23 protein-coding genes and 1 tRNA gene are annotated in these 19,765 nt (G+C 68.2%); 9 read left to right on the forward strand and 15 right to left on the reverse strand.

All coding sequences use genetic code 11. From position 1 onward, the window contains the following. Positions 1 to 3: 3 nt before the first annotated feature. The 4 genes from ABD683_RS06720 to nth are packed head-to-tail and all read right to left on the reverse strand — an operon-like array spanning position 4 to position 3,141. Positions 4 to 1,176, reverse strand: coding sequence for a MarP family serine protease (locus ABD683_RS06720; protein ID WP_344768441.1), 1,173 nt, complete (start codon positions 1,174 to 1,176; stop codon positions 4 to 6). Further along, positions 1,176 to 1,823: an NUDIX hydrolase gene (locus ABD683_RS06725; RefSeq protein ID WP_344768443.1), complete on the reverse strand. Its 648-nt coding sequence runs from the start codon at positions 1,821 to 1,823 to the stop codon at positions 1,176 to 1,178. The genes ABD683_RS06720 and ABD683_RS06725 overlap by 1 nt, the downstream gene beginning before the upstream one ends. Further along, positions 1,820 to 2,425 carry a TlpA family protein disulfide reductase gene (locus ABD683_RS06730; protein ID WP_344768445.1) on the reverse strand — a complete coding sequence of 202 codons (606 nt, stop codon included), beginning with the start codon at positions 2,423 to 2,425 and terminating at the stop codon, positions 1,820 to 1,822. Before ABD683_RS06730 ends, ABD683_RS06725 begins: the two co-directional genes overlap by 4 nt. Then, positions 2,422 to 3,141, reverse strand: coding sequence for an endonuclease III (gene nth, locus ABD683_RS06735; protein WP_344768447.1), 720 nt, complete (start codon positions 3,139 to 3,141; stop codon positions 2,422 to 2,424). The genes ABD683_RS06730 and nth overlap by 4 nt, the downstream gene beginning before the upstream one ends. A gap of 109 nt (positions 3,142 to 3,250) precedes the next feature. Between nth and ABD683_RS06740 the strand changes: the two genes are divergently transcribed. After that, a complete protein-coding gene (locus tag ABD683_RS06740; protein ID WP_344768448.1) occupies positions 3,251 to 3,928 on the forward strand; it encodes a Crp/Fnr family transcriptional regulator in 678 nt (225 codons plus the stop codon). Positions 3,929 to 4,001: 73 nt separating this feature from the next. Here ABD683_RS06740 and ABD683_RS06745 read toward each other — a convergent pair whose 3' ends face one another. Genes ABD683_RS06745 through ABD683_RS06765 form a run of 5 tightly spaced genes read right to left on the reverse strand, consistent with a single transcriptional unit; the run spans position 4,002 to position 6,798 of the window. Further along, on the reverse strand, positions 4,002 to 4,769 hold the full coding sequence (locus tag ABD683_RS06745; RefSeq protein WP_344768451.1) for an MBL fold metallo-hydrolase: 768 nt from the start codon (positions 4,767 to 4,769) through the stop codon (positions 4,002 to 4,004). Next, positions 4,766 to 5,584, reverse strand: coding sequence for an NUDIX hydrolase (locus tag ABD683_RS06750; protein ID WP_344768453.1), 819 nt, complete (start codon positions 5,582 to 5,584; stop codon positions 4,766 to 4,768). The genes ABD683_RS06745 and ABD683_RS06750 overlap by 4 nt, the downstream gene beginning before the upstream one ends. A 2-nt stretch (positions 5,585 to 5,586) precedes the next feature. Then, complete coding sequence (locus tag ABD683_RS06755; protein ID WP_344768454.1) at positions 5,587 to 6,048, reverse strand: RidA family protein; 462 nt, start codon at positions 6,046 to 6,048, stop codon at positions 5,587 to 5,589. After that, on the reverse strand, positions 6,045 to 6,200 hold the full coding sequence (gene sp36, locus ABD683_RS06760; RefSeq protein WP_344768455.1) for a Sp36 family protein: 156 nt from the start codon (positions 6,198 to 6,200) through the stop codon (positions 6,045 to 6,047). The genes ABD683_RS06755 and sp36 overlap by 4 nt, the downstream gene beginning before the upstream one ends. A 40-nt stretch (positions 6,201 to 6,240) precedes the next feature. Continuing rightward, positions 6,241 to 6,798, reverse strand: a complete 558-nt coding sequence (locus ABD683_RS06765; protein ID WP_344768457.1) for a DUF3558 family protein — start codon at positions 6,796 to 6,798, stop codon at positions 6,241 to 6,243. 111 nt (positions 6,799 to 6,909) lie between these two features. Between ABD683_RS06765 and bagA the strand changes: the two genes are divergently transcribed. Together bagA and bagB are read left to right on the forward strand one after the other, a co-directional pair. Further along, entirely contained in the window at positions 6,910 to 7,875 is a 966-nt protein-coding gene (bagA, locus tag ABD683_RS06770; protein ID WP_344768460.1) for an ATPase BagA, read from the forward strand. A 50-nt stretch (positions 7,876 to 7,925) separates the two neighbouring features. Next, positions 7,926 to 9,071 carry an ArsA family ATPase gene (gene bagB, locus ABD683_RS06775; RefSeq protein WP_344771573.1) on the forward strand — a complete coding sequence of 382 codons (1,146 nt, stop codon included), beginning with the start codon at positions 7,926 to 7,928 and terminating at the stop codon, positions 9,069 to 9,071. Here bagB and ABD683_RS06780 read toward each other — a convergent pair. Continuing rightward, the gene (locus ABD683_RS06780) at positions 9,068 to 9,328 is read right to left on the reverse strand and encodes a WhiB family transcriptional regulator (RefSeq protein ID WP_344768463.1); all 261 of its coding nucleotides are present in this window, start codon (positions 9,326 to 9,328) and stop codon (positions 9,068 to 9,070) included. The genes bagB and ABD683_RS06780 overlap by 4 nt on opposite strands. Positions 9,329 to 9,489: 161 nt before the next feature. Between ABD683_RS06780 and ABD683_RS06785 the strand changes: the two genes are divergently transcribed. After that, positions 9,490 to 11,688: a transglycosylase domain-containing protein gene (locus ABD683_RS06785; protein WP_344768466.1), complete on the forward strand. Its 2,199-nt coding sequence runs from the start codon at positions 9,490 to 9,492 to the stop codon at positions 11,686 to 11,688. Between the two features lie 8 nt (positions 11,689 to 11,696). Here ABD683_RS06785 and ABD683_RS06790 read toward each other — a convergent pair whose 3' ends face one another. Further along, entirely contained in the window at positions 11,697 to 12,161 is a 465-nt protein-coding gene (locus tag ABD683_RS06790; RefSeq protein WP_344768468.1) for a GatB/YqeY domain-containing protein, read from the reverse strand. 39 nt (positions 12,162 to 12,200) lie between these two features. Here ABD683_RS06790 and ABD683_RS06795 point away from each other — a divergent pair, with 39 nt between their 5' ends. From ABD683_RS06795 to ABD683_RS06810, 4 genes are all read left to right on the forward strand, one after another. Next, a complete protein-coding gene (locus ABD683_RS06795; RefSeq protein WP_344768470.1) occupies positions 12,201 to 13,112 on the forward strand; it encodes a metallophosphoesterase in 912 nt (303 codons plus the stop codon). A gap of 8 nt (positions 13,113 to 13,120) precedes the next feature. After that, positions 13,121 to 13,194: transfer RNA gene (locus ABD683_RS06800), tRNA-Pro, on the forward strand. A gap of 146 nt (positions 13,195 to 13,340) precedes the next feature. Next, a complete protein-coding gene (locus ABD683_RS06805; RefSeq protein ID WP_344768471.1) occupies positions 13,341 to 14,075 on the forward strand; it encodes a hypothetical protein in 735 nt (244 codons plus the stop codon). A gap of 64 nt (positions 14,076 to 14,139) precedes the next feature. After that, positions 14,140 to 15,129 (forward strand): hypothetical protein, encoded by a 990-nt coding sequence (locus ABD683_RS06810; protein ID WP_344768473.1) that lies wholly within the window; start codon positions 14,140 to 14,142, stop codon positions 15,127 to 15,129. Between the two features lie 108 nt (positions 15,130 to 15,237). On the opposite strand, the gene ABD683_RS06815 is transcribed toward ABD683_RS06810, so the two are convergent. Both ABD683_RS06815 and ABD683_RS06820 read right to left on the reverse strand, forming a co-directional pair. Then, a complete protein-coding gene (locus ABD683_RS06815) occupies positions 15,238 to 16,275 on the reverse strand; it encodes an aspartate-semialdehyde dehydrogenase (RefSeq protein WP_344768475.1) in 1,038 nt (345 codons plus the stop codon). After that, positions 16,272 to 17,552, reverse strand: a complete 1,281-nt coding sequence (locus ABD683_RS06820) for an aspartate kinase (RefSeq protein WP_344768477.1) — start codon at positions 17,550 to 17,552, stop codon at positions 16,272 to 16,274. The genes ABD683_RS06815 and ABD683_RS06820 overlap by 4 nt, the downstream gene beginning before the upstream one ends. Before the next feature lie 141 nt (positions 17,553 to 17,693). Between ABD683_RS06820 and ABD683_RS06825 the strand changes: the two genes are divergently transcribed. Next, on the forward strand, positions 17,694 to 18,365 hold the full coding sequence (locus tag ABD683_RS06825; protein ID WP_344768479.1) for a class I SAM-dependent methyltransferase: 672 nt from the start codon (positions 17,694 to 17,696) through the stop codon (positions 18,363 to 18,365). On the opposite strand, the gene ABD683_RS06830 is transcribed toward ABD683_RS06825, so the two are convergent. Both ABD683_RS06830 and recR read right to left on the reverse strand, forming a co-directional pair. Then, positions 18,362 to 19,090 carry a flavodoxin family protein gene (locus tag ABD683_RS06830; RefSeq protein ID WP_344768481.1) on the reverse strand — a complete coding sequence of 243 codons (729 nt, stop codon included), beginning with the start codon at positions 19,088 to 19,090 and terminating at the stop codon, positions 18,362 to 18,364. The two genes, ABD683_RS06825 and ABD683_RS06830, sit on opposite strands and share 4 nt — an antisense overlap. A gap of 53 nt (positions 19,091 to 19,143) precedes the next feature. After that, complete coding sequence (gene recR / locus ABD683_RS06835; RefSeq protein ID WP_344768483.1) at positions 19,144 to 19,758, reverse strand: recombination mediator RecR; 615 nt, start codon at positions 19,756 to 19,758, stop codon at positions 19,144 to 19,146. Positions 19,759 to 19,765 lie beyond the last annotated feature (7 nt).

Genomic DNA, 19,765 nt, shown 5'->3' on the forward strand with positions numbered 1-19,765 from the left:
TTCTCATGCGCACTTGCCCGTCGAGACCTCGCGCGTGGCCGAACGACCCTTGTTGGCGTCGGCCGCAACCTGCTTGGCGGTGAGCGCATAACCCGTCGACGAGTCGGTCACGGAGGCCGCGAAGATGACGCCGTAGACCTCGCCACCCTCGGACACGAGCGGGCCGCCGGAGTTGCCGGAGCGGACGAGGCCGCGTACGGAGAACGTCTTTCGCACGAGCTCTCCCTTGTCATAGATGTCGGGGCTTCGCAGGTCCATCAGACTACGGATGCGCGCCGCCCGCGCATCGAACGGACCGTTCTCCGGGAATCCCAGGATCGCCGCGGCGTCTCCCGCCTCACCGGTCGAGTCGAAGTCGAGCGGGTTGAGCCCGAGCCGGGGTACGTGGAGCACCGCGATGTCGAGCTCGGGGTCGAACACCACGACCTCGGCCCGCAGGCGTCGCCCCGCGACCACGACGAGCGGGTCGCTGACGCCGGCGACGACGTGGGCGTTCGTCATGATGCGGTCGGGGGCGTACGCGAACCCGGACCCTTCGATGCCGCGATCGCAACGCGCCTCCCCGAGGATCTTGACAACGCTTTCGGCGGCCCTGCGGACACCTTCGCTCGACAGGGTCGCCGTGTCGGGCGGTGCGACGGCCTTGATCTCCTCGTTCTCGAACGGGTCGATGTAGCGCGGGAACAGGTTGGCGTCGAGCACCTTGTTGAACGCCCGCAGGACCGACGTCGCCTGGCTCGGCATGACCCCGTCGACGCGCTCGAGGATCGTCGAGTCGCGTGACGCCGTCGACAGATAGGGGATCGACGTACCGCTCACCGAGTAGCCGAGCGCCCAGGCGGCGCACAGCACGGCGACCATGCTGAGCACGCTGCCGGCGACCGCGTCGACCCAGCGCAGGGGCCGCCAGGTCATCCCGTCGCGCAGGTCGCTGCCGACGTACGTGCCGATCGCCTGGCCGATCGCGGCGGCACCGATCACGGCGCCCAGGGCGATGAGCGAGGTGGTGAGCGTCGGCGTACGGCCACCCAGCACCTTCGGCACCAATGCGACCGCGAGCAGGCCGCCGACCAGCAGGCCGATCGTCGCGGTGAGGTTGACGATGAAGCCCTGGAAGTAGCCCGAGACCGCGTAGGCCAGGAGCACCACGATGATGAGGACGTCGAGGCTGTTCATCAGGGTGTGATCTCCGGGAGCGGTCGGGTCACGGTGTCATCCCACGGCTGCTCCCAGCCGAGACGCTCGAACAGGCGGGAGATGATGCCGCCGGTGAAGCCCCACAGTGGGACCTCGCTGCCGACGTCGAAGCCCGGACCCTTCCAGCCCGACGGATGGATGACGCTGAACCGGTTGGCCGGGTCCATCAGCCGCTGGATCGGAAGATGGATGATCGCCCCGACCTCGGCGGTGTCGACGGGGTGCAGCTGCTGGGGCTCTCGCCAATAGGCGAGCACGGGTGTCACGGCGAAGTTGCTCGGCGGCACCCACAGCGGAGGCAGCTGGCCGAACACCTCGACGGTCGCGGGATCGAGGCCGACCTCTTCGTTCGCCTCACGGAGTGCGGTCGCGACTGCATCGGCGTCCCCGGGGTCGGAGGCCCCGCCGGGGAACGAGATCTGGCCGGCGTGGTTGCGAAGTGTTGCGGCCCGCTCGGTCAGCAGCAGCTCGGGTCCGCTGTCGCCATCGGCGAACAGCATCAGCACGGCGGCGGGGCGTGCGCTGTCCGGAGGATGCGGGAACGTCGGGGCGAGCTGCTCGGCCTCGACGGAGCCGGCGAGCTCCGCCAGCGGCTGCAGCCACTCCGGAAGGCTGTCCCCCGTCATGAGCCCACTCCGAGATGTCGTCGGATCGCAGCCGTGAGATCGGCGTACGAACGAAACGGCGTGCGCTCCGTGGCGACCATCCTGCCCTGTGCGTCGACGAAGATCGTCCATGGCAGACCGGCGACCGCGAAGGCTGCCTTGGTCTCGGTGTCGCGGTCGACGAGCAAGGGGTAGGTCACGCCCGACACCCTCGCGAGCTCGATCGCGTCGTCGGGATCGGCGTCCTGGAAGTCGATTCCGATGACCCGGAGGGTGTCGCCGTACTCCTTGTCGGCCTTCGCCAGCAGCGGGAGCTCCTTGCGACAGGGATCGCACCACGACGCCCAGAGGTTGATCACGGTCGGCGTACCGGTCAGTCCCGAGAGGCGCACCGGCGTGCCGCCGCCGAGGCAGTCGAGGGTGATGTCGGGCAGCGCGCGTACGCCCGGTGCCGTGCCCTGCGTCGCGGGGCAGTCCTCGATTCCGGCGGCCTTCTTGGCGGCGGCGAGCTCGGACTGGTCGACAGACGGCTCGGTGCCACCGCCGAACGTCGGCTTCTCGCTGGGCGGTGCGCTGGTGCAACCCGCGAGCAGGAGCAGGGCGACCACGATCAGCCGCTTCACGCGGGGCCCTGCGTCGTCACGAGCTTGGCGGCCTCGACCGGATCGGTCGGACCCGTACCGAACGCGGGGCACCACTGCGCGACCGGGCATGCACCGCACGCCGGCTTCTTGGCGTGGCAGCGCCGGCGGCCGTGCCAGATGAGGTGGTGGCTGAGCATCGTCCAGTCCCGGCGCGGGAAGAGCGCGCCGACGGCGTGCTCGGCCTTGACCGGGTCGGCGGCGATCTCAGGAGGCACCCACCCCAGTCGACGGATCAGCCGGGCGAAGTGCGTGTCGACCGTGAGGCCGGGTATGCCGAACGCGTTGCCCAGCACGACGAACGCCGTCTTGCGGCCCACTCCCGGCAGCTTGACGAGCTCCTCGAGGTTGCCGGGCACGACGCCCTCGTGGCGCTCGACCAGCGCGGCCGACAGGCCCAGCACGCTCTTGGTCTTGGCCCGGAAGAACCCCGTGGGCTTGAGGATCGTCTCGACCGCGTCGACATCGGCCGCGGCCAGCGCGAACGCGTCAGGATAGGCCGCGAACAGGATCGGCGTGATCGCGTTGACCCGGCGATCGGTCGTCTGGGCCGACAGAACCGTGGCGATCAGCAGCTCGAACGGGTTGGTGAAGTCGAGCTCGCAGCGGGCATCGGGATAGGTCTCGGCGAGCACGCGATTGACCCGGCGGGCTCGGCGTACGAGTGCCGTGTCCGGTCTGTTCGAGTCGGTCGGCACGCGCTCCAGCGTACGTGGACAGCGTGTGTCTCCGCACGACCAGCCCCGATGTGGGAAACTTCCTCCGGGTGCACACACTGTGACCCAAGCAACAGGAACAGAAGGAATCATGACCGACGACGTTCTGCGCCAGGCACCGCTGTTTTCCGGACTCGACGACGAGGCGGCCGCTGCACTCGAGGCATCCATGTCTCCGACGTCGCTGCGCCGCGGCGAGATCTTGTTCAACGAGGGCGACGACGGCGATCAGCTGTACGTCGTCACCGACGGCAAGGTCAAGCTCGGACGCACCTCACCCGACGGCCGTGAGAACCTGCTGGCCATCCTCGGCCCCGGCCAGATGTTCGGTGAGCTGTCGTTCTTCGACCCCGGCCCGCGCTCGGCCACAGCCACGGCCGTGACCGACGTCGAGCTCAAGAGCCTTGGCCACGCGGCGCTGAGCCCGGTGCTCAACGCGCACCCCGACGTCGCCCACGCGCTCCTCAACCAGCTCGCGGGGCGCCTGCGCCGTACCAACGAGGTGGTCGGCGACCTGGTGTTCTCCGACGTGCCCGGTCGCGTCGCCAAGGCGCTGCTCGACCTGGCGTCGCGCTTCGGCCGGCGCGCCGACGACGGCGTGCACGTCAACCACGACCTCACGCAGGAGGAGCTCGCTCAGCTCGTCGGTGCATCGCGCGAGACCGTCAACAAGGCCCTCGCCGACTTCGCCTCACGCGGCTGGCTGCGCCTCGAGCCCCGCAGCGTCGTGATCCTCGACCTCGAACGCCTGCAACGCCGAGCCCGCTGATTCCCCCGCGATTTGTGACGTTATAGGCGCTTCGCGCCCCGTTTGACGCCCACAAGGTCACAAATCGCGGCGGTTAGGGCTGTTGTTGGAGGTACGTGAGCTGCGCTGCGACCGAGAGATCGGCGGCGGGCCACAGGATCTCGTCGACGTCTGAGTAGACCCGCTCGACGACCTCGCGCGGTGTCGTCGCGCCGGCCTCGACCGCGGCGCGTACCTGGTCGAGGCGTTCGGCGCGGTGCTCGAGATAGAAGTCGACGACGCCGGCGGGGTCGTCGACGACGGGTCCGTGACCGGGCAGGATGCGAGTCACCAGTCCCTCCTCGATCAGCTCACGGATGTGCGCCAACGAGTCGAGGTAGGGACCCAGCACGCCGTCAGGGTGCGCGACGATCGTGGTGCCACGTCCGAGGATCGTGTCGCCGGTGAACAACGACCCCTCCGCGCCGAGGATGAAGCACGTCGAGTCGCTGGTATGACCCGGCGTCGCCAAGACCTCGATCTGCAGACCGTCGACATCGATGACCTCGCCGTCGGTCAGCGGCTCGGCACCCCGGCAGAACTCCGGATCGGTGGCCCGGGTCGGGGCGCCGGTGAGCTCGACGATGCGGGCGAGTGCGTCGGTGTGGTCGAAGTGCCGATGCGTGAACAGGATCAGCGCGACCTCGCCGGCGGCCGCCACGACGGCGGCGATGTGCGCCTCGTCGTCGGGCCCCGGATCGATGATGACGGCGCGCCCCGATCCCTCGCGCAGGATCCAGGTGTTGGTGCCCTCGAGCGTCATCATCCCGGGGTTGTCACAACGCAGGACGGACGCCCGCTCGGTCACCGTGGTCACGCTCATGACAGGCCTTCCGTGTCGCTCTCCAGGAACAGCTCGCCATCCACCTCGACGAGCTTGGGCTCAATGGCCCGTACGGTGCGCCGCTCGGCGGCATCAAGCACCTCGGACGCCGCGAGCCCGGCGATCTCCTGGCAGGTGAAGAACGTCGGCGGCAACATTCCCTCGCCGCCGGCTCTCACGGCTTCCAGAACCTTGCTCAGGGGCGCCCAGAGCGCCCTCTCCGCCTCGCGGGCGAGCTCACCCACGGCCTGGCCCTCCGGCAGCACCGCGACGAAGAACCGGGTGTCGAAGCGTCGCGGCTCGAACGCGGGCGTGATCCAGTGCGACCAGGCACCGAGCAGGTCAGCACGGAGCACCAGCCCGCTGTCGGCGAGGTAGGCGCCGAACGTCATCTCGCGCGCCTCGAGCGCCAGTCGTGCCTGCTGGAACTGCGGTGCACTGGTGTCGGCGACGACCGAGTCGCCGTCCGGGCCCGCGAGCAGCACTCCCGACTCCTCGAACGTCTCGCGCACCGCGGCGCAGACGAGTCCCTTGGCGACGTCCTCGGAGCACCCGAATCGCTGGGCCCACACCGACGGCGGCGGTCCGGCCCACGGCACCTCCGTGGTGCGGTCGGCATCGTCGACGCCGCCACCCGGGAACACGTACATGCCGGGGGCGAACTCCATCGTCGGCTGGCGACGCAGGAGATAGGCCTCGATCCCGTCGGCACCATCACGTACGACGACGACCGTCGCGGCGTCACGCGGCGGTACCGGGCTGTCGGCGACGAGGGCCGCGCGCTCCTTGAGCATCTCCGGGACCGGGATGCGCATGCTCAGCCGATCTCGACGATGAGCTCGACCTCGACCGGAGCGTCGAGCGGGAGCACGGGTACGCCGACAGCGCTGCGGGCGTGCTGCCCTGCCTCGCCGAACGCGGCCGCGAACAGCTCGCTGGCCCCGTTGGCCACGGCAGGCTGGCCGGTGAAGTCGGGAGTGCTCGCGACGAAGACCGTGGCCTTGACGACGCGGGCGACCTGGTCGAGGTCGTCGACCTGCGACTTGACCGCGGCGATCGCATTGAGGGCGCACTGGCGGGCGCAGTCGTAGGCCTCCTCGGCCGACACCTCGCCACCGACCTTGCCCGTCAGCAGCAGCTGGCCGTCGCGCAGGGGAAGCTGGCCGGAGGTAAACACGTACGAGCCCGTCCGGATGGCGGGTACGTACGCCGCGACGGGCGCCGGGACCGCCGGTACGACGAGGTCCAGAGCAGCAAGACGGTCGTCGACGGCGCTCATGCCAGCGGCCGCTTGAAGTAGGCGACGAGGTTTTCGGGGTTCATCCCCGGCACGACCTGCACCAGCTCCCAGCCGTCAGACCCGAAGTTGTCGAGGATCTGCTTCGTCGCGTGCACCAGCACCGGCGCGGTCATGTATTCCCATTTCGTCATGACGCGACTCTACTGGGAGCTGAGCCTCCCCGGGACCGGCTCAGAGCTTGGACGCGACGAGCTTCATGCCCGCTTCGGCCTGGGCCCGCACCGCATCCTCGGTCACGGCCGCTCCGCCGAGCTGGGTGATCCCGACGACCACGAGCTGGTCGCCCGACAGGATCGCGCCCTGGGCCTGGATCGATTCGCCACCGCCGCCCTTCAGCGGGCCGAGGACGAGGTAGGCGCCGTCACCCAGGCCGGGGAGGTCCTGCGCCTCACCGTCGAGCACGCTCGTCGTTCCGGTCTTGGAGCCCTCGATCCCACCGGTTCCGTCCGCCGGCGTGCCCTCTCCGACCGACAGCGAGGCCAGCCGGGGATCGTCCTCGTTGCCCCACGTGCATCCGCCGCCCGGGGTCTCCTCCACCGTGACGGGGTGGCCGAGCACCGCCTCGGCCTCGGCGGGGGTGATCACGGTGCACGGGTCGAAGGCCGCCGAGCTCTCGCTGCTGGTGTCCGGCTTGTCCGCAGCCGGCTCGTCGGAGCCGCCGCTGCCGGAGGAGCAGGCGCCGAGCGCGCACATCAACAGGACCGAGGTGGCAGCGAGGGTTCGACGCATGGGGGCTCCTAGAGGGCGGGGATTCCCACGCTGTCGTACGCCGCGCGCCCAAGGTAGTAGGGAAACCACTGAACGAGTCGCGACATCCCCGCCGATCGGTAGGCTCGACGGGTGGCCCTCTCGACTCAGCTCCACGTCGTCACCGGCAAGGGCGGCACCGGCAAGACGACCGTTGCCGCGGCCTTGGCGATGGCGCTTGCGGGCGAGGGCAAGAAGGTCCTGCTGTGCGAGGTGGAGGGCCGCCAGGGCATCGCCCAGCTCTTCGACGTGCCGCCGCTGCCCTACGAGGAACGCAAGATCGCGGTCGGGCTGGGCGGCGGCGCGGTCTACGCGCTCGCGATCGATCCCGAGTCGGCGCTGCTGGAATACCTCGCGATGTACTACCGGCTGGGCCGGGCCGGCAAGGCCCTCGACCGGTTCGGCATCATCGACTTCGCCACGACGATCGCCCCGGGCGTACGCGACGTGCTGCTGACCGGCAAGGTCTACGAGGCGGCACGGCGTCGCGAGGGGCGCGACTTCACGTACGACGCGATCGTCATGGACGCACCACCGACGGGGCGCATCACCCGGTTCCTCAACGTCAACACCGAGGTCGCCGGACTCGCGAAGGTCGGACCGATACGCCGCCAGGCCGACTCGATCATGGAGATGATGCGCTCTCCCGACACCCGGGTGCACCTCGTCACGGTGCTCGAGGAGATGCCCGTACAGGAGACGATCGACGGCATCGCCGAGCTGACGTCGCAAAAGCTGCCGATCGGCCACGTGATCCTCAACCTCGTCCGCCCGCCGCTGGTCAGCGCCGACACCCGCACCGCCCTCCTGTCGCGCACCGTGACGGTCGAGGCCGTCGGCGCCTCGCTGGAGTCCGCCGGACTGGACCCCAAGGCCGCCTACGACCTGATGTCCGGCGGGGTGGCCGACATCAAGCGACAGGACCTCCAGGAGAGCCAGCGCGAGATCCTGGTCGACTGCGGGCGCCCGCTTGTCGAGCTGCCGGCCCTGACCGAGGGCATCGACCTGGGAGCGCTGTTCGAGCTCGCCGACAAGCTCAAGAACGACGGTGTCGTATGACCCCGAAGCCTGCACCGCCGCCACGCAAGGTCAAGGCGACACCTCGGGGCATGTCCGGCGCTGCCGCGGGCACGCTCGACGTCGACGCGCTGCTCGCCGACCGTACGACCGAGATCATCGTCTGCTGCGGTTCCGGCGGTGTCGGCAAGACCACGACCGCCGCCGCGCTCGGGCTCCGCGCGGCCGAGCAGGGCCGCAAGGTGTGCGTACTGACGATCGACCCGGCTCGTCGCCTGGCCCAGTCGATGGGACTCACCGAGCTCGACAACACGCCACGACCCGTCGCGGGCGTCGGCGCGGGACCGGGATCGCTCGACGCCATGATGCTCGACATGAAGCGCACGTTCGACGAGGTCGTCGAGCAGCAGGCGTCGCCGGAAAAGGCCGCGCAGATCCTGAGCAACCCGTTCTACGTCGCACTGTCGAGCTCGTTCGCCGGCACGCAGGAGTACATGGCGATGGAGAAATTGGGCCAGCTGCATGGTCAAGCGGTCGACCAGGATCGGCGCTGGGACCTGATCATCGTCGACACCCCGCCGTCGCGGTCGGCGCTCGACTTCCTCGACGCACCCGAGCGCCTCTCCTCGATGCTCGACGGGCGCTTCATCAAGCTGCTGCTGGCGCCGGCCAAGGGCCCGGCGAAGCTTCTCACCGCCGGGTTCGGCATCGTCACGAGCGCGCTCAACAAGGTGCTGGGCGCTCAGGTGCTCACCGACATGCAGACCTTCGTGGCGGCGTTCGACACGCTGTTCGGCGGGTTCAGGCAGCGCGCCGAGGGGACGTACGCGCTGCTCCAGGCCGAGGAGACCGCGTTCGTCGTCGTCGCTTCGCCCGAGCCGGCGGCGATGCGCGAGGCGTCGTACTTCGTGGAACGCCTGGCCGGCGAGAACATGCCGCTCGCCGGACTCGTCATCAACCGCGTGCACGACGAAGGAGCCGAGGGCATCACCGAAGCCGATGCCGAGTCTGCCGGCAAGCGGCTCGAGGTCGGCAGCGCCACCGACAAGCTCACGGCAGACCTGCTCGCGATCCACGCCGCACGCCTCAAGGTGTCAGCCCGCGAGTCCAGGCTGAAGTCACGATTCGCCGCGGCGCACACAGGTGTGCCGACGGTGTCGGTCGCAGCGCTCGCCGGAGACGTTCACGACCTCGACGGCCTGCGCGAGATCGGCGATCTGCTCGCCAAGAAGGACTAGCTGGCGACCTGGAGGATGTTGCGCCATGCGGTGACGTTGGGACGACGACGCAGCAGCGCACGACGCTCACGCTCGGTCATACCTCCCCAGACACCCCACTCGATGCGGTTGTCCAGCGCTTCGGCCAGGCACTCCGCACGTACGTGACAGGTGCCGCACAGCTGCTTTGCGCGATTCTGCTCGGCGCCCTTGACGTACAGCGCGTCCGACTTTCCGCGGCAAGCGGCCTGAGCCGCCCAATTTTCGTTCCACTGCATGTGAACCTCCCCGAGAGACCGGCCTTGACGACCGAAGTGAGTCCGTGGGTTCACACTAGGAACGTGCCATCGGCGATGTCAGACCGTTCTGGACCATCTTCACTAGTCATCAAGGACTACATGGAAGGCCACCCTTTCCACGATCACGTACCCTGACTCACATGGGTTGGGACGACTTCACCGCGTCACTGCGCAGGTTCGTGCAAACCGAGAAGCGACCTCAGACCACGGTAGGTGCACTGGGGTCGATGGCTCGGCTGTCCGCCCTGGGTGGTGTGGCTGTCGCTGCGATCCTCATCCCGGCCACCACCTTCGTCGCCGTGACCGGCAGCAATGTCACCACGGACGTGGTCAACCTCCCGCTGAAGCTCGAGGACCGGCCCAACCCGCAGACGACCCGCCTACTCGCCTCCAACGGCGAGCTCATGGCCTACTTCTACGACGAGAACCGCCAGGACGTACCCCTCGACCAGATCGCCACCGTGATGCAGGACGCGATCCTGTCGATCGAAGACGAACGCTTCTACGAGCACGGCGCCCTCGACCTCAAGGGCACGATCCGCGCTGCGGTCAACAACGCCTCCGACGGCCAGACACAGGGCGGCTCGTCGATCACCCAGCAGCTGGTCAAGCTGACCCTGTTGTCGCAGGCGACCACCAAGAAGGAGCGCATCGCGGCGACCGAGAGCTCTCTCGCGCGCAAGGCCCGTGAGCTCAAGCTGGCGATCCAGTACGAGCGCGAGCACTCCAAGAAGGAGATCCTCGAGCGCTACCTCAACATCGCCTACTTCGGTGACGGCGCCTACGGCATCCAGGCTGCGGCCTATCACTACTTCTCACAGAGCCCCAGCAAGCTCACGCCGGCCCAGGCGGCGACGCTCGCGGGGCTGGTCAAGAATCCCGACGAGTTCAATGCCCGCGTGTTCCCCGAACGTGCGCTCCAGCGTCGCAACACGGTGCTCGCCGTCATGCAGCGGCAGGGCGTGCTGTCCGCGAAGCAGGTCAAGGCCGACTCGGCCAGCCCGCTCAACCTCAAGATCACGAAATACCCCAACGGCTGCGTCAGCTCGATGGCTGCCTTCTCGTGTGACTACATCCAGCGATTCCTCATGGACGAGCCGGCACTGGGGGCGACCCCCTCCGAGCGCGAGCAGCGCCTGCGCCGCGGCGGGCTCACGATCAAGACCAACATCGACCTGCGCATGCAGAAGGCCGCCAACGACGCCGTGAAGTCGACCGTCGACTCGACCGACCAGGCGATCGCCAGCATGGCGATGGTCGAGCCGGGCACCGGCAAGGTACGCGCCGTCGCCCAGTCTCGCCCCATGGGCAATGACAAGAAGAAGGGCCAGTCGTTCATCAACTACTCGGTGCCGCGCAAGTACACCGGGTCCAACGGCTTCCCGGCGGGATCGACGTTCAAGCTCTTCACCGTCGCGGCGGCCCTCAAGCAGGGCATCGACGTCGGCAAGGTCTACAAGTCACCGGGTCAGATGACGATGCCCGCGGGCACCTACTTCGACTGCGAGGGTGGCGGGACCGCGGCCTGGAAGGTCAAGAACTCGACCGGCAACGGCAACATGAACATGTACACCGGCACCCGAAAGTCGGTCAACACCTACTTCGCCCAGCTCGAGCGGGACGCCGGGCTCTGCAACACGGTCAAGGCCGCCGAGTCGATGGGCATCGTCGTGCCGTTCGACCCCGACCACAAGGACTCGAAGGGCAAGCCCGCCCCGATCACCAACCAGGTCGGTCCGTTCACCCTCGGCGTGACCGATGTCAGCCCGCTCGACATGGCCGCCGCGTACGCCACCCCGGCCTCGGGCGGCAAGTACTGCAAGCCGACCCCGGTCGCCTCGATCGTCGACCTCAACGACAAGGTCATCAAGGAATACAAGCCGCAGTGCGAGCGGGTGCTCACCAAGGACGAGGCCGCGCAGATCAACGACATCCTCCGGGGAGTCCAGCAGCCCGGCGGGTTCGGCTACGCCAACGGCACGGCGCTCCGCATACCGTCGGCCGCCAAGACCGGAACGACGCAGGACAACAAGGCCGTGTGGTACTCCGGCTACACGCCCGAGCTCGCGACCGCCGCGATGATCGCCGGCATCAACAAGGACGGCAGGCCGAAGTCACTGTCGGGTGTCACGATCAACGGCCGTCTGCTCAACTTCCACAGCGTCGGCGGATCCTCGCTGGCCGGACCGATGTGGAAGAAGGCGATGGGCATCATCCAGGACTACCTGTCACCGTCGAACTTCGACCGGCCGCCCAAGGGCCAGCCCGCCGCGCCCAAGGCCGACAAGAAGAAAAAGGAGGTCGAAGAGCCGATCCCGCCCACGCCCACGCACCCCTAGGCCATGGCCTAGGAAGCTCCGAGCTGCGCCTTCACCTCGGCGGCGACAGCGCCGCCATCGGCCTTGCCCTTGACCTGCGGCGACACGATGCCCATGACCTTGCCCATGGCCTTCATGCCTTCGCCAGCAGCACCTGCAGTCTCGACAGCCGCCGTCACGATGGCCTTGATCTCGTCGGCCGTGAGCTGCTCCGGCAGGTAGGTCGCCAGGATCTCGGCTTCGGCCTGCTCCTTGTCAGCGAGCTCCTGCCGGTCGCCGGCGGCGAACGCCTCGGCAGCCTCGCGGCGCTTCTTGGCCTCGGACCCGAGGACCGTGATGACGTCCTCGTCGGTGAGCTCCTTGGCCTCCTTGCCGGCGACCTCGGCGTTGGTGATGGCGGCGAGGGCCATGCGCAGGGTCGACGTACGCAGGGCGTCGCGGGCCTTCATCGCGGTGACGAGGTCGGTGTGGAGCTGGTCCTTGAGCGCTGACATGGGACAAGTCTCCCACCCCGTTGTGCGAGGCTGGTCATCATGCTCTCCGTTGTCGTACCGCTCGCGACCGCTGCCGCCGGCCTGACGTACGCCACCGCGTACGAGGTGCGGGCGTTCACGCTCCGTGAGGTGACGGTACCGGTGCTCCCGAAGGGTTCGGCCCCGCTGCGCGTGCTGCACCTCTCGGACACGCACATGACTCCCGGCCAGCACAAGAAGCAGCAGTGGCTGCGCAGCCTGGCGAGTCTCGAGCCGGACCTCGTGATCAACACCGGCGACAACCTCGCGCACCTCGATGCCGTGCCGTCGGTGCTCGCCGCGTACGGCGACCTGCTCGACCTGCCGGGCGCGTTCGTGTTCGGGTCCAACGACTACTTCTCGCCCAAGCTCAAGAACCCTGCGCGCTACCTCCTCCCGACGACGGGCGCGTCGGAGAAGCACCTGCGACGCACGAAGGACCTCCCCTTCGAGGAGCTGCGCGCGGCGTTCACCCAGCGAGGTTGGACCGATCTCACCAACCGGCACGCCTCGCTCGAGGTCGCCGGTCACCGTCTGTCCTTCGTCGGGGTCGACGACCCTCACCTCGGTTACGACCAGCTCGACGACGAACCCGCCGATACGTCCGCCGACCTGGCGATCGGCGTCGCCCACGCCCCGTACCTGCGGGTGCTCGACCGCTGGAACTCGCTCGGATACCCGCTGATCATGGCGGGCCACACCCACGGCGGGCAGCTCTGCCTGCCGTTCTTCGGCGCGCTCGTCACCAACTGCGATCTCGATCGCAAGCGCGCGAAGGGCCTCCACACGCACCAGGTCGTGGGGCATGATCCGTCGTGGCTGCACGTGTCGGCCGGGCTCGGCACCTCGCCGTTCACGCCCGTACGTTTTGCCTGCCGCCCCGAGGCGACTCTGCTCACCCTGACTGAGATAGACTCTCCCGGGTCCCGTTGAGGGATGGCCGGGGTGTGGCGCAGCTTGGTAGCGCGCGTCGTTCGGGACGACGAGGCCGCAGGTTCAAATCCTGTCACCCCGACGCACGAGTAGAGGGCGGCTCATTTCGATGAGCCGCCCTCTCACACGTTCTCGGCTGCCCTCTTTCGCGTCCTGAGCGATCCGATTGCAATCGGATCGCAACTCTCCGCACCTGGCCAACGACCACCGCTGTGAAAGAATTCGGACATGGCCGACGACAAGCAGACCCCGCCTGCAAAGAAGGTCGTCAAGCGCGTCGTCAAGAAGGCCGCCACCGCCCCCACGTCCGGTGCCGAGCCACAGCTCCGCTACGGACGACCCGTCACCACGACGTCCCGGCCCAAGGCCAAGGCAGCGGCACCCGTCAAGCCGGCCAAGTCCGCCCGGCCCAGGATCAACGTCGCCGGCAAGGTCAAGGGTGCCCAGAAGGCTGTCACCTCGCGTGGTTCGAAAGCCGCATCCGGCGCTGTCGGTGCCGTACGTTCCACCGCACAACGATTCGGCGAAGCCGTCAGTGACGGGTTCTACCGGGTGCGCACCTGGCGAATCCCCCACTGGGAGCCGCTGCCCGCCGCGATCTTCACCGGCATGTTCGTCGGCCTCGTGTCGGTCGGTCTCGGCCTCGCCTCCAAGGCGCTGTTCAACGAGCTGCGCGGCGTGTCGGCCGGCGGCGGCCGCTGGGGCTCGCTGACCTTCGTCGTCGTGGCGTTCATTGCCTTCGTCCTGGGCGAGCTGCTGCTGTCGGGATTCGGTCTCGCACAGGCGCGCCTGATGAGCTTCCTCGGCGTCGTGCTCACGATCGTCGCGATGCTCGGGCTGTTCCTGGGCCTCGCCGACACCGTGTGGGCCCTGCTCATCGTGCCCGGCGTCGCAGCGCTCGCATACGTCATCGCGCACTGGCTGCTGCAGATCGCCGAAAACACTCCCGACGCGACCGACTAGGTCACCAGACGGTCAGCACCAGAGCGCGACGGTATCGTCACCTCAACATCGATCAGGGGACGAGATGCCACGAGTCAGGCTCACCGCAGCGGCCGCGCTGCTGGCGTTCCTTGCCGCGTGCGGTGGCAGTGACAGTGGCGGTCCCCACGACACCAAGGGTGACGAACCCGCGAAGCTGGTTGAACCGCGATCCGGACAGTGCATCGGCACGGAGGTCCCCGACGGCGACGACCTTGCACCGGACATGACGTCGGTCGTGCAGTGCAGCGAACTCCACTCGTACGAGATCGTCGCGGTCGTCGACATCCCCGCCGACATGCTCAGCGGCACCACCGACACCGAGAAGCTGGCCCGCCGCACCGAGCTGGCCACGATCAGTGGCGAGGACACCGAGCTCCGCAAGCGACTGCGCACCGAGGTCTACTCGCTGTGTGACGGCCCGTTCAGGGAGGCGACCGGTCTCGGCCAGGCGACCGTCGTGAAGAAGTCCGCGACCGAGGTCGGGCTCAAGCTGCCGCCCGGTCCGGTGTCCCAGTGGTACAACCTCAGCCCGCCGAAGCTCTGGCTCAAGGGGACAGCGCAGGCGATCTGCTCCTTCCGGTTCGCGCCGGAGACCGAGGACGATGTTGTCTCCAAGGTCACCCCGATCCGGTCCAACACCACCAACCCGGCGATGTCGTCGTACCTCTCCCGCAAGCTTCCGGCCGGCCTTCGCTCCTGCTGGGACAACACCGCCGACAAGGCCGTGCCGTGCGACGGCCCGCACGACCAAGAGCTCATGTGGATCATCGACATGAAGGCGGTCTACGGCAAGGACTACCTCAAGGGCGCCAACCTCGAGGACGTCAAGGACGCCGACTTCACCAAGCTCGCCGATGCGTGCGTCGAGCCCTACAACCAGACCGGCGGCCACCTCGCGGGCAGGATCGGTATGGGGTTCAGGTTCTTCTCCGGCATCCCCACGACCGGAACGACGCTGCCGATCATCTGCGTGATCTCCTCGACGGAGCACAAGAAGCTGGAAGTCCCCACGGCCTACACGACCAGGTTCTAGCCGACGCCGGGCGGTGACGTCACCCCGCCTCGCTTCGCTCACGCTCGCTCCGCTCCCTGGCGGACGACTGGGTCAGACCGAATTGGTTGATCGGGGACGGCTCCGTCCTCAGGGAATCAACAATTCGGCAATTTGCACCGTGTTGAGGGCTGCTCCCTTGCGGAGGTTGTCGCCGCTGACGAACAGCACGAGACCGCGGTTGCCGTCGATGCTCTGGTCCTGGCGGATACGACCCACGAGGCTCGGATCCGCACCTGCTGCCTGCAACGGAGTGGGTACGTCAACCAGCTGAACGCCCGGTGCCGACGCGAGGAGCTCGGTGGCACGCGCCACCGTCAGGTCGGAGGCGAACTCGGCGTTGATCGACAACGAGTGACCCGTGAACACCGGAACGCGTACGCACGTGCCGGCGACCCGGAGGTCGGGGATGCCGAGGATCTTGCGGCTCTCGTTGCGGAGCTTCTGTTCCTCGTCGGTCTCGAACGATCCGTCGTCGACGATCGTCCCGGCCATCGGCAGCACGTTGAACGCGATCGGCGCGACGTACTTGTGGGGCGCGGGGAACGTGACGGCCGATCCGTCGTACGCGAGCTCGTTGGCCTTGTCGACCACCGCGAGCGCCTGGCCGTGCAGCTCCTGGACGCCGGCGATTCCAGAGCCGGAGACAGCCTGGTAGCTGCTGACGATCAGGCGTACGAGGGTCGCCTCGTCGTGCAGCGGCTTGAGGACCGGCATCGCGGCCATGGTCGTGCAGTTGGGGTTGGCGATGATGCCGCGGCCACCGGGACCGGTCGCGAGCTCGATGTCCTGCGGGTTGACCTCGCTGACGACCAGCGGGATCTCGGGGTCCTTGCGGAACGCCGACGAGTTGTCGATGACCGTGACGCCGGCGGCGGCGAAGCGAGGAGCCTGAGTGCGCGACAACGTCGCACCCGCCGAGAACAGGGCGATGTCGAGTCCGGACGGATCAGCGAGCTCGGCATCCTCGATGACGATCTCGCCACTCTTCCAGGGCAGCGTCTTGCCGGCCGAGCGCGAGGACGCGAAGAAGCGCACCTCGTCGGCGGGGAAGTCGCGCTCCTCGAGGATGCTGCGCATGGCGACGCCGACCTGCCCTGTGGCGCCGACGATTCCGATGCTGGTCATCGTCCGGTACCTCCGTAGACCACGGCCTCGACCTCGTCGGTGCCGAGGTTGAATGCCTCGTGCGCGGCGTTGACGGCCGCGTCGACCTGGCTGTCGGAGACCACGACCGAGATGCGGATCTCGGAGGTCGAGATCATCTCGATGTTGACGCCGGCGTCGGCGAGGGCCTGGAAGAACGTCGCGGTGATGCCCGGCGAGGAGCGCATGCCGGCACCGACGATCGAGACCTTGCCGACGCTGTCGTCGTACTGCAGACGCTCGAAGCCGACGTCGTCCTTGAGCCGGGCGAGCGCGGTCATCGCTGTCTGACCGTCAGCGCGCGGGAGCGTGAACGAGATGTCGGTGAGCGACGTGGTCGCGGCGGAGACGTTCTGCACGATCATGTCGATGTTGATCTGCGCATCGGCCAACGCGCGCAGGATCGCGGCGGCCTCGCCGACCTTGTCGGGAACGCCGACGACCGTGATCTTGGACTCGCTGCGATCGTGCGCAACTCCGGAGATGATGGCTTGTTCCATGGTGGACCCCTCTTGGATGACGTCCTCGGCCTTGACGACCCAGGTGCCGGTCTTGTCGGAGAACGACGACCGTACGTGGATCGGCATGTCGTTGCGGCGGGCGTACTCGACGCACCGCAGGTGGAGGATCTTGGCGCCGCTGGCCGCCATCTCGAGCATCTCCTCGTACGAGATGCGCGGGATCTGATGTGCATTGGGCACGATGCGCGGGTCAGCGGTGAAGATGCCGTCGACGTCGGTGTAGATCTCGCAGACGTCGGCCTTGAGCGCCGCGGCGAGTGCGACGGCGGTGGTGTCGGAGCCGCCACGACCCAGCGTGGTGATGTCCTTGGTGGTCTGCGAGACGCCCTGGAAACCGGCGACGATCGCGATGGCGCCCTCGGCGAGTGCCGCCTCGATGCGGCCGGGGGTGACGTCGATGATCTTGGCGCGGCCGTGCTCGGCATCCGTGATGACGCCGGCCTGTGAGCCGGTGAACGAACGGGCCTCCTGGCCCAGGCTGCCGATCGCCATTGCGAGGACCGCCATGCTGATGCGCTCACCCGCAGTGAGGAGCATGTCGAGCTCACGGCCCGGCGGGAGCGGGGTGACCTGGTTGGCGAGGTCGATCAGCTCGTCGGTGGTGTCGCCCATCGCGGACACGACGACCACCACGTCGTGACCGGCCTTCTTGGTCGCGACGATGCGCTGGGCGACTCTCTTGATGCTGGTTGCGTCGGCAACCGAGGAGCCGCCGTACTTCTGGACGACAATGCCCACGAGCCCGTTCCTGCCTGGGTGGTGATGTACGGATTGCGCGACGCTGCGCCCGCCCAGTCTACCGGTTCACCCCTGCGGGGAGGACGGGGATTCCAGCCATGAGACGGTGACCTCCTGCCATCGGCGAGGCACGATGCGGACATGACCTCGAACGATCGCAACTGGGGCGTCGCCGCCTATCGACTGGGACGCGAGACCACGGCAGCCGAACCGACGCGCTGGCTCGAGCGGCTGTGGTCCTCAGCCGAGCAGGACGAGATCGACGCCCCGTGGGATCGCACCGAGCCGTTCCCCGTCATCGCCGAGGTGTTGGCCGAGCTCGGGCCGGGCGATGGCCGTCGGGCCGTCGTGGTCGGTGCGGCGCTGGGTGCTGATGCCGAGGCAGCCGCCCGGGCCGGCTGGCGTACGTCTGCGTTCGACGTCGCACCGGCGGCCGTGCGACTGGTGCGCGCCCGCTATCCGCAGTCACCCGTCGACTACCGCGAGGGCAATCTCCTCGACCTCGCAGGCGACCTGATCGGCGCCTTCGACCTGGTGATCGAGGTGTTCACGGTGCAGGCCATGCCACCGGCGGTGCGCGCCGAGGCGACGGCGGGCATACGACGTCTGCTGGCGCCCGGAGGGACTGCCCTGGTCATCCAGGTCGAACGCGGCGACCAGGACCCTGCCATCGGACCGCCCTGGCTGCTCAACCGTGAGGAGATGGAGACGTTCGCCGACGACGACGTACGGCTCGAGTCGCTCGACCTGCTCAAGAGACCGCGCGTCGACCGGGACACCCCGATCTGGTTCGCCAGGCTGCGCCGCGACTAGCGGTACTCGGGATTGGGCGACCCGGAGTCCTTCACGTACGAGTGGACGCCGGCGTCCCACACGGTGCGCTGGTTGCCGTACGCCGGTATGCCGCCCGCGTCCTTGAGCTGCTTTGCCGCGTGCAGCAGGTTGTAGCTCATGAATGTCGTGTTGCGGTTGGTGAAGTCGTTCTCGGGACCGCCCGAGCCCTGATCGAGGTAGGACGGGCCGGGTCCCGCCTCACCGATCCAGCCGGCGTCGGCCTGCGGCGGGATCGTGAACCCGACGTGCTGCAGGCTGTAGAGCACGTTCATGGCGCAGTGCTTGATGCCGTCCTCGTTGCCGGTGATGATGCAGCCTCCGACCCGGCCGTAGAACGCATACTGGCCGTCGTCGTTGAGGATGCTCGATGCGGAGTAGAGCCGCTCGATGACCTGCTTCATGATGCTGGAGTTGTCGCCGAGCCAGATCGGGCCGGCCAGCACGAGGATCTCGGCGGCCATGACCTGCTCGAGGATGCCCGGCCACTCGTCGACGTCCCAGCCGTGCTCGGTCATGTCGGGATAGACGCCGGTGGCGATCTGGTGGTCGATCGCGCGGATCTTGGTCACGCCGACGCCGTGGCCGGTCATGATGTCGGCGCTCTTGTCGACCAGCGCCTCGGTGTTGCTGATCTCAGGCGACTTCTTGAGCGTCGCGTTGATGAAGACGGCCTTGAGCGCACTGAAGTCGGGGGCAGGTTTCATCTGCCGAGTGTGGTCCCGCACCAAGCGCGCAGGCAACAGGCTGGACCCGGACGTCAGACGTTCGTCACAGGTACGCCGATGGTCGTCCGGCCCTCGAACGCGCGGCCCAGCGTGAGCTCGTCGGCGTACTCGAGGTCGCCGCCGACCGGCAGCCCGCTGGCGAGCTTGCTGACGCGGAGACCGTACGTCGACAGCATGCGGATGAGATAGGTCGCCGTCGCCTCGCCCTCGAGGTTGGGGTCGGTGGCGATGATGACCTCGGTGACGACGCCGTCCTGCAGGCGCTGAAGCAGCTCCTTGATGCGCAGCTGGTCGGGCCCGATCCCGGCGATCGGCGAGATCGCACCGCCCAGCACGTGGTAGCGGCCGCGGAACTCGCGGGTGCGTTCGATCGCGACGACGTCCTTGGACTCCTCGACGACGCACAGCACGCTCAGGTCGCGGCGCGGGTCGGCGCAGATGCGGCACTCGGTGTCGACCGTGACGTTGCCGCAGATCGAGCAGAAATGGACCTTGGTCTTGACCTCGGTCAGCGTCGAGGCGAAGCGGCGCACGTCCTCGGGGTCGCTGTCGAGCAGGAAGAACGCGATGCGTTGCGCGCTCTTGGGACCGATGCCGGGAAGTCGTCCGAGCTCATCGATCAGGTCCTGGATCACGCCGTCATACATAGGTGTC

The organism is Aeromicrobium panaciterrae (assembly GCF_039537165.1).
Classification (GTDB): Bacteria; Actinomycetota; Actinomycetes; order Propionibacteriales; family Nocardioidaceae; genus Aeromicrobium; species Aeromicrobium panaciterrae.

Coding starts and splice junctions, on each gene's coding strand:
- ABD683_RS06720 (WP_344768441.1), bottom strand. CDS start 1,176: ATGAACAGCCTCGACGTCCTCATCATCGTGGTGCTCCTGGCCTACGCG.
- ABD683_RS06725 (WP_344768443.1), bottom strand. CDS start 1,823: ATGACGGGGGACAGCCTTCCGGAGTGGCTGCAGCCGCTGGCGGAGCTC.
- ABD683_RS06740 (WP_344768448.1), top strand. CDS start 3,251: ATGACCGACGACGTTCTGCGCCAGGCACCGCTGTTTTCCGGACTCGAC.
- ABD683_RS06745 (WP_344768451.1), bottom strand. CDS start 4,769: ATGAGCGTGACCACGGTGACCGAGCGGGCGTCCGTCCTGCGTTGTGAC.
- ABD683_RS06750 (WP_344768453.1), bottom strand. CDS start 5,584: ATGCGCATCCCGGTCCCGGAGATGCTCAAGGAGCGCGCGGCCCTCGTC.
- ABD683_RS06755 (WP_344768454.1), bottom strand. CDS start 6,048: ATGAGCGCCGTCGACGACCGTCTTGCTGCTCTGGACCTCGTCGTACCG.
- sp36 (WP_344768455.1), bottom strand. CDS start 6,200: ATGACGAAATGGGAATACATGACCGCGCCGGTGCTGGTGCACGCGACG.
- ABD683_RS06765 (WP_344768457.1), bottom strand. CDS start 6,798: ATGCGTCGAACCCTCGCTGCCACCTCGGTCCTGTTGATGTGCGCGCTC.
- bagB (WP_344771573.1), top strand. CDS start 7,926: ATGTCCGGCGCTGCCGCGGGCACGCTCGACGTCGACGCGCTGCTCGCC.
- ABD683_RS06780 (WP_344768463.1), bottom strand. CDS start 9,328: ATGCAGTGGAACGAAAATTGGGCGGCTCAGGCCGCTTGCCGCGGAAAG.
- ABD683_RS06785 (WP_344768466.1), top strand. CDS start 9,490: ATGGGTTGGGACGACTTCACCGCGTCACTGCGCAGGTTCGTGCAAACC.
- ABD683_RS06790 (WP_344768468.1), bottom strand. CDS start 12,161: ATGTCAGCGCTCAAGGACCAGCTCCACACCGACCTCGTCACCGCGATG.
- ABD683_RS06795 (WP_344768470.1), top strand. CDS start 12,201: ATGCTCTCCGTTGTCGTACCGCTCGCGACCGCTGCCGCCGGCCTGACG.
- ABD683_RS06805 (WP_344768471.1), top strand. CDS start 13,341: ATGGCCGACGACAAGCAGACCCCGCCTGCAAAGAAGGTCGTCAAGCGC.
- ABD683_RS06810 (WP_344768473.1), top strand. CDS start 14,140: ATGCCACGAGTCAGGCTCACCGCAGCGGCCGCGCTGCTGGCGTTCCTT.
- ABD683_RS06815 (WP_344768475.1), bottom strand. CDS start 16,275: ATGACCAGCATCGGAATCGTCGGCGCCACAGGGCAGGTCGGCGTCGCC.
- ABD683_RS06825 (WP_344768479.1), top strand. CDS start 17,694: ATGACCTCGAACGATCGCAACTGGGGCGTCGCCGCCTATCGACTGGGA.
- ABD683_RS06830 (WP_344768481.1), bottom strand. CDS start 19,090: ATGAAACCTGCCCCCGACTTCAGTGCGCTCAAGGCCGTCTTCATCAAC.
- recR (WP_344768483.1), bottom strand. CDS start 19,758: ATGTATGACGGCGTGATCCAGGACCTGATCGATGAGCTCGGACGACTT.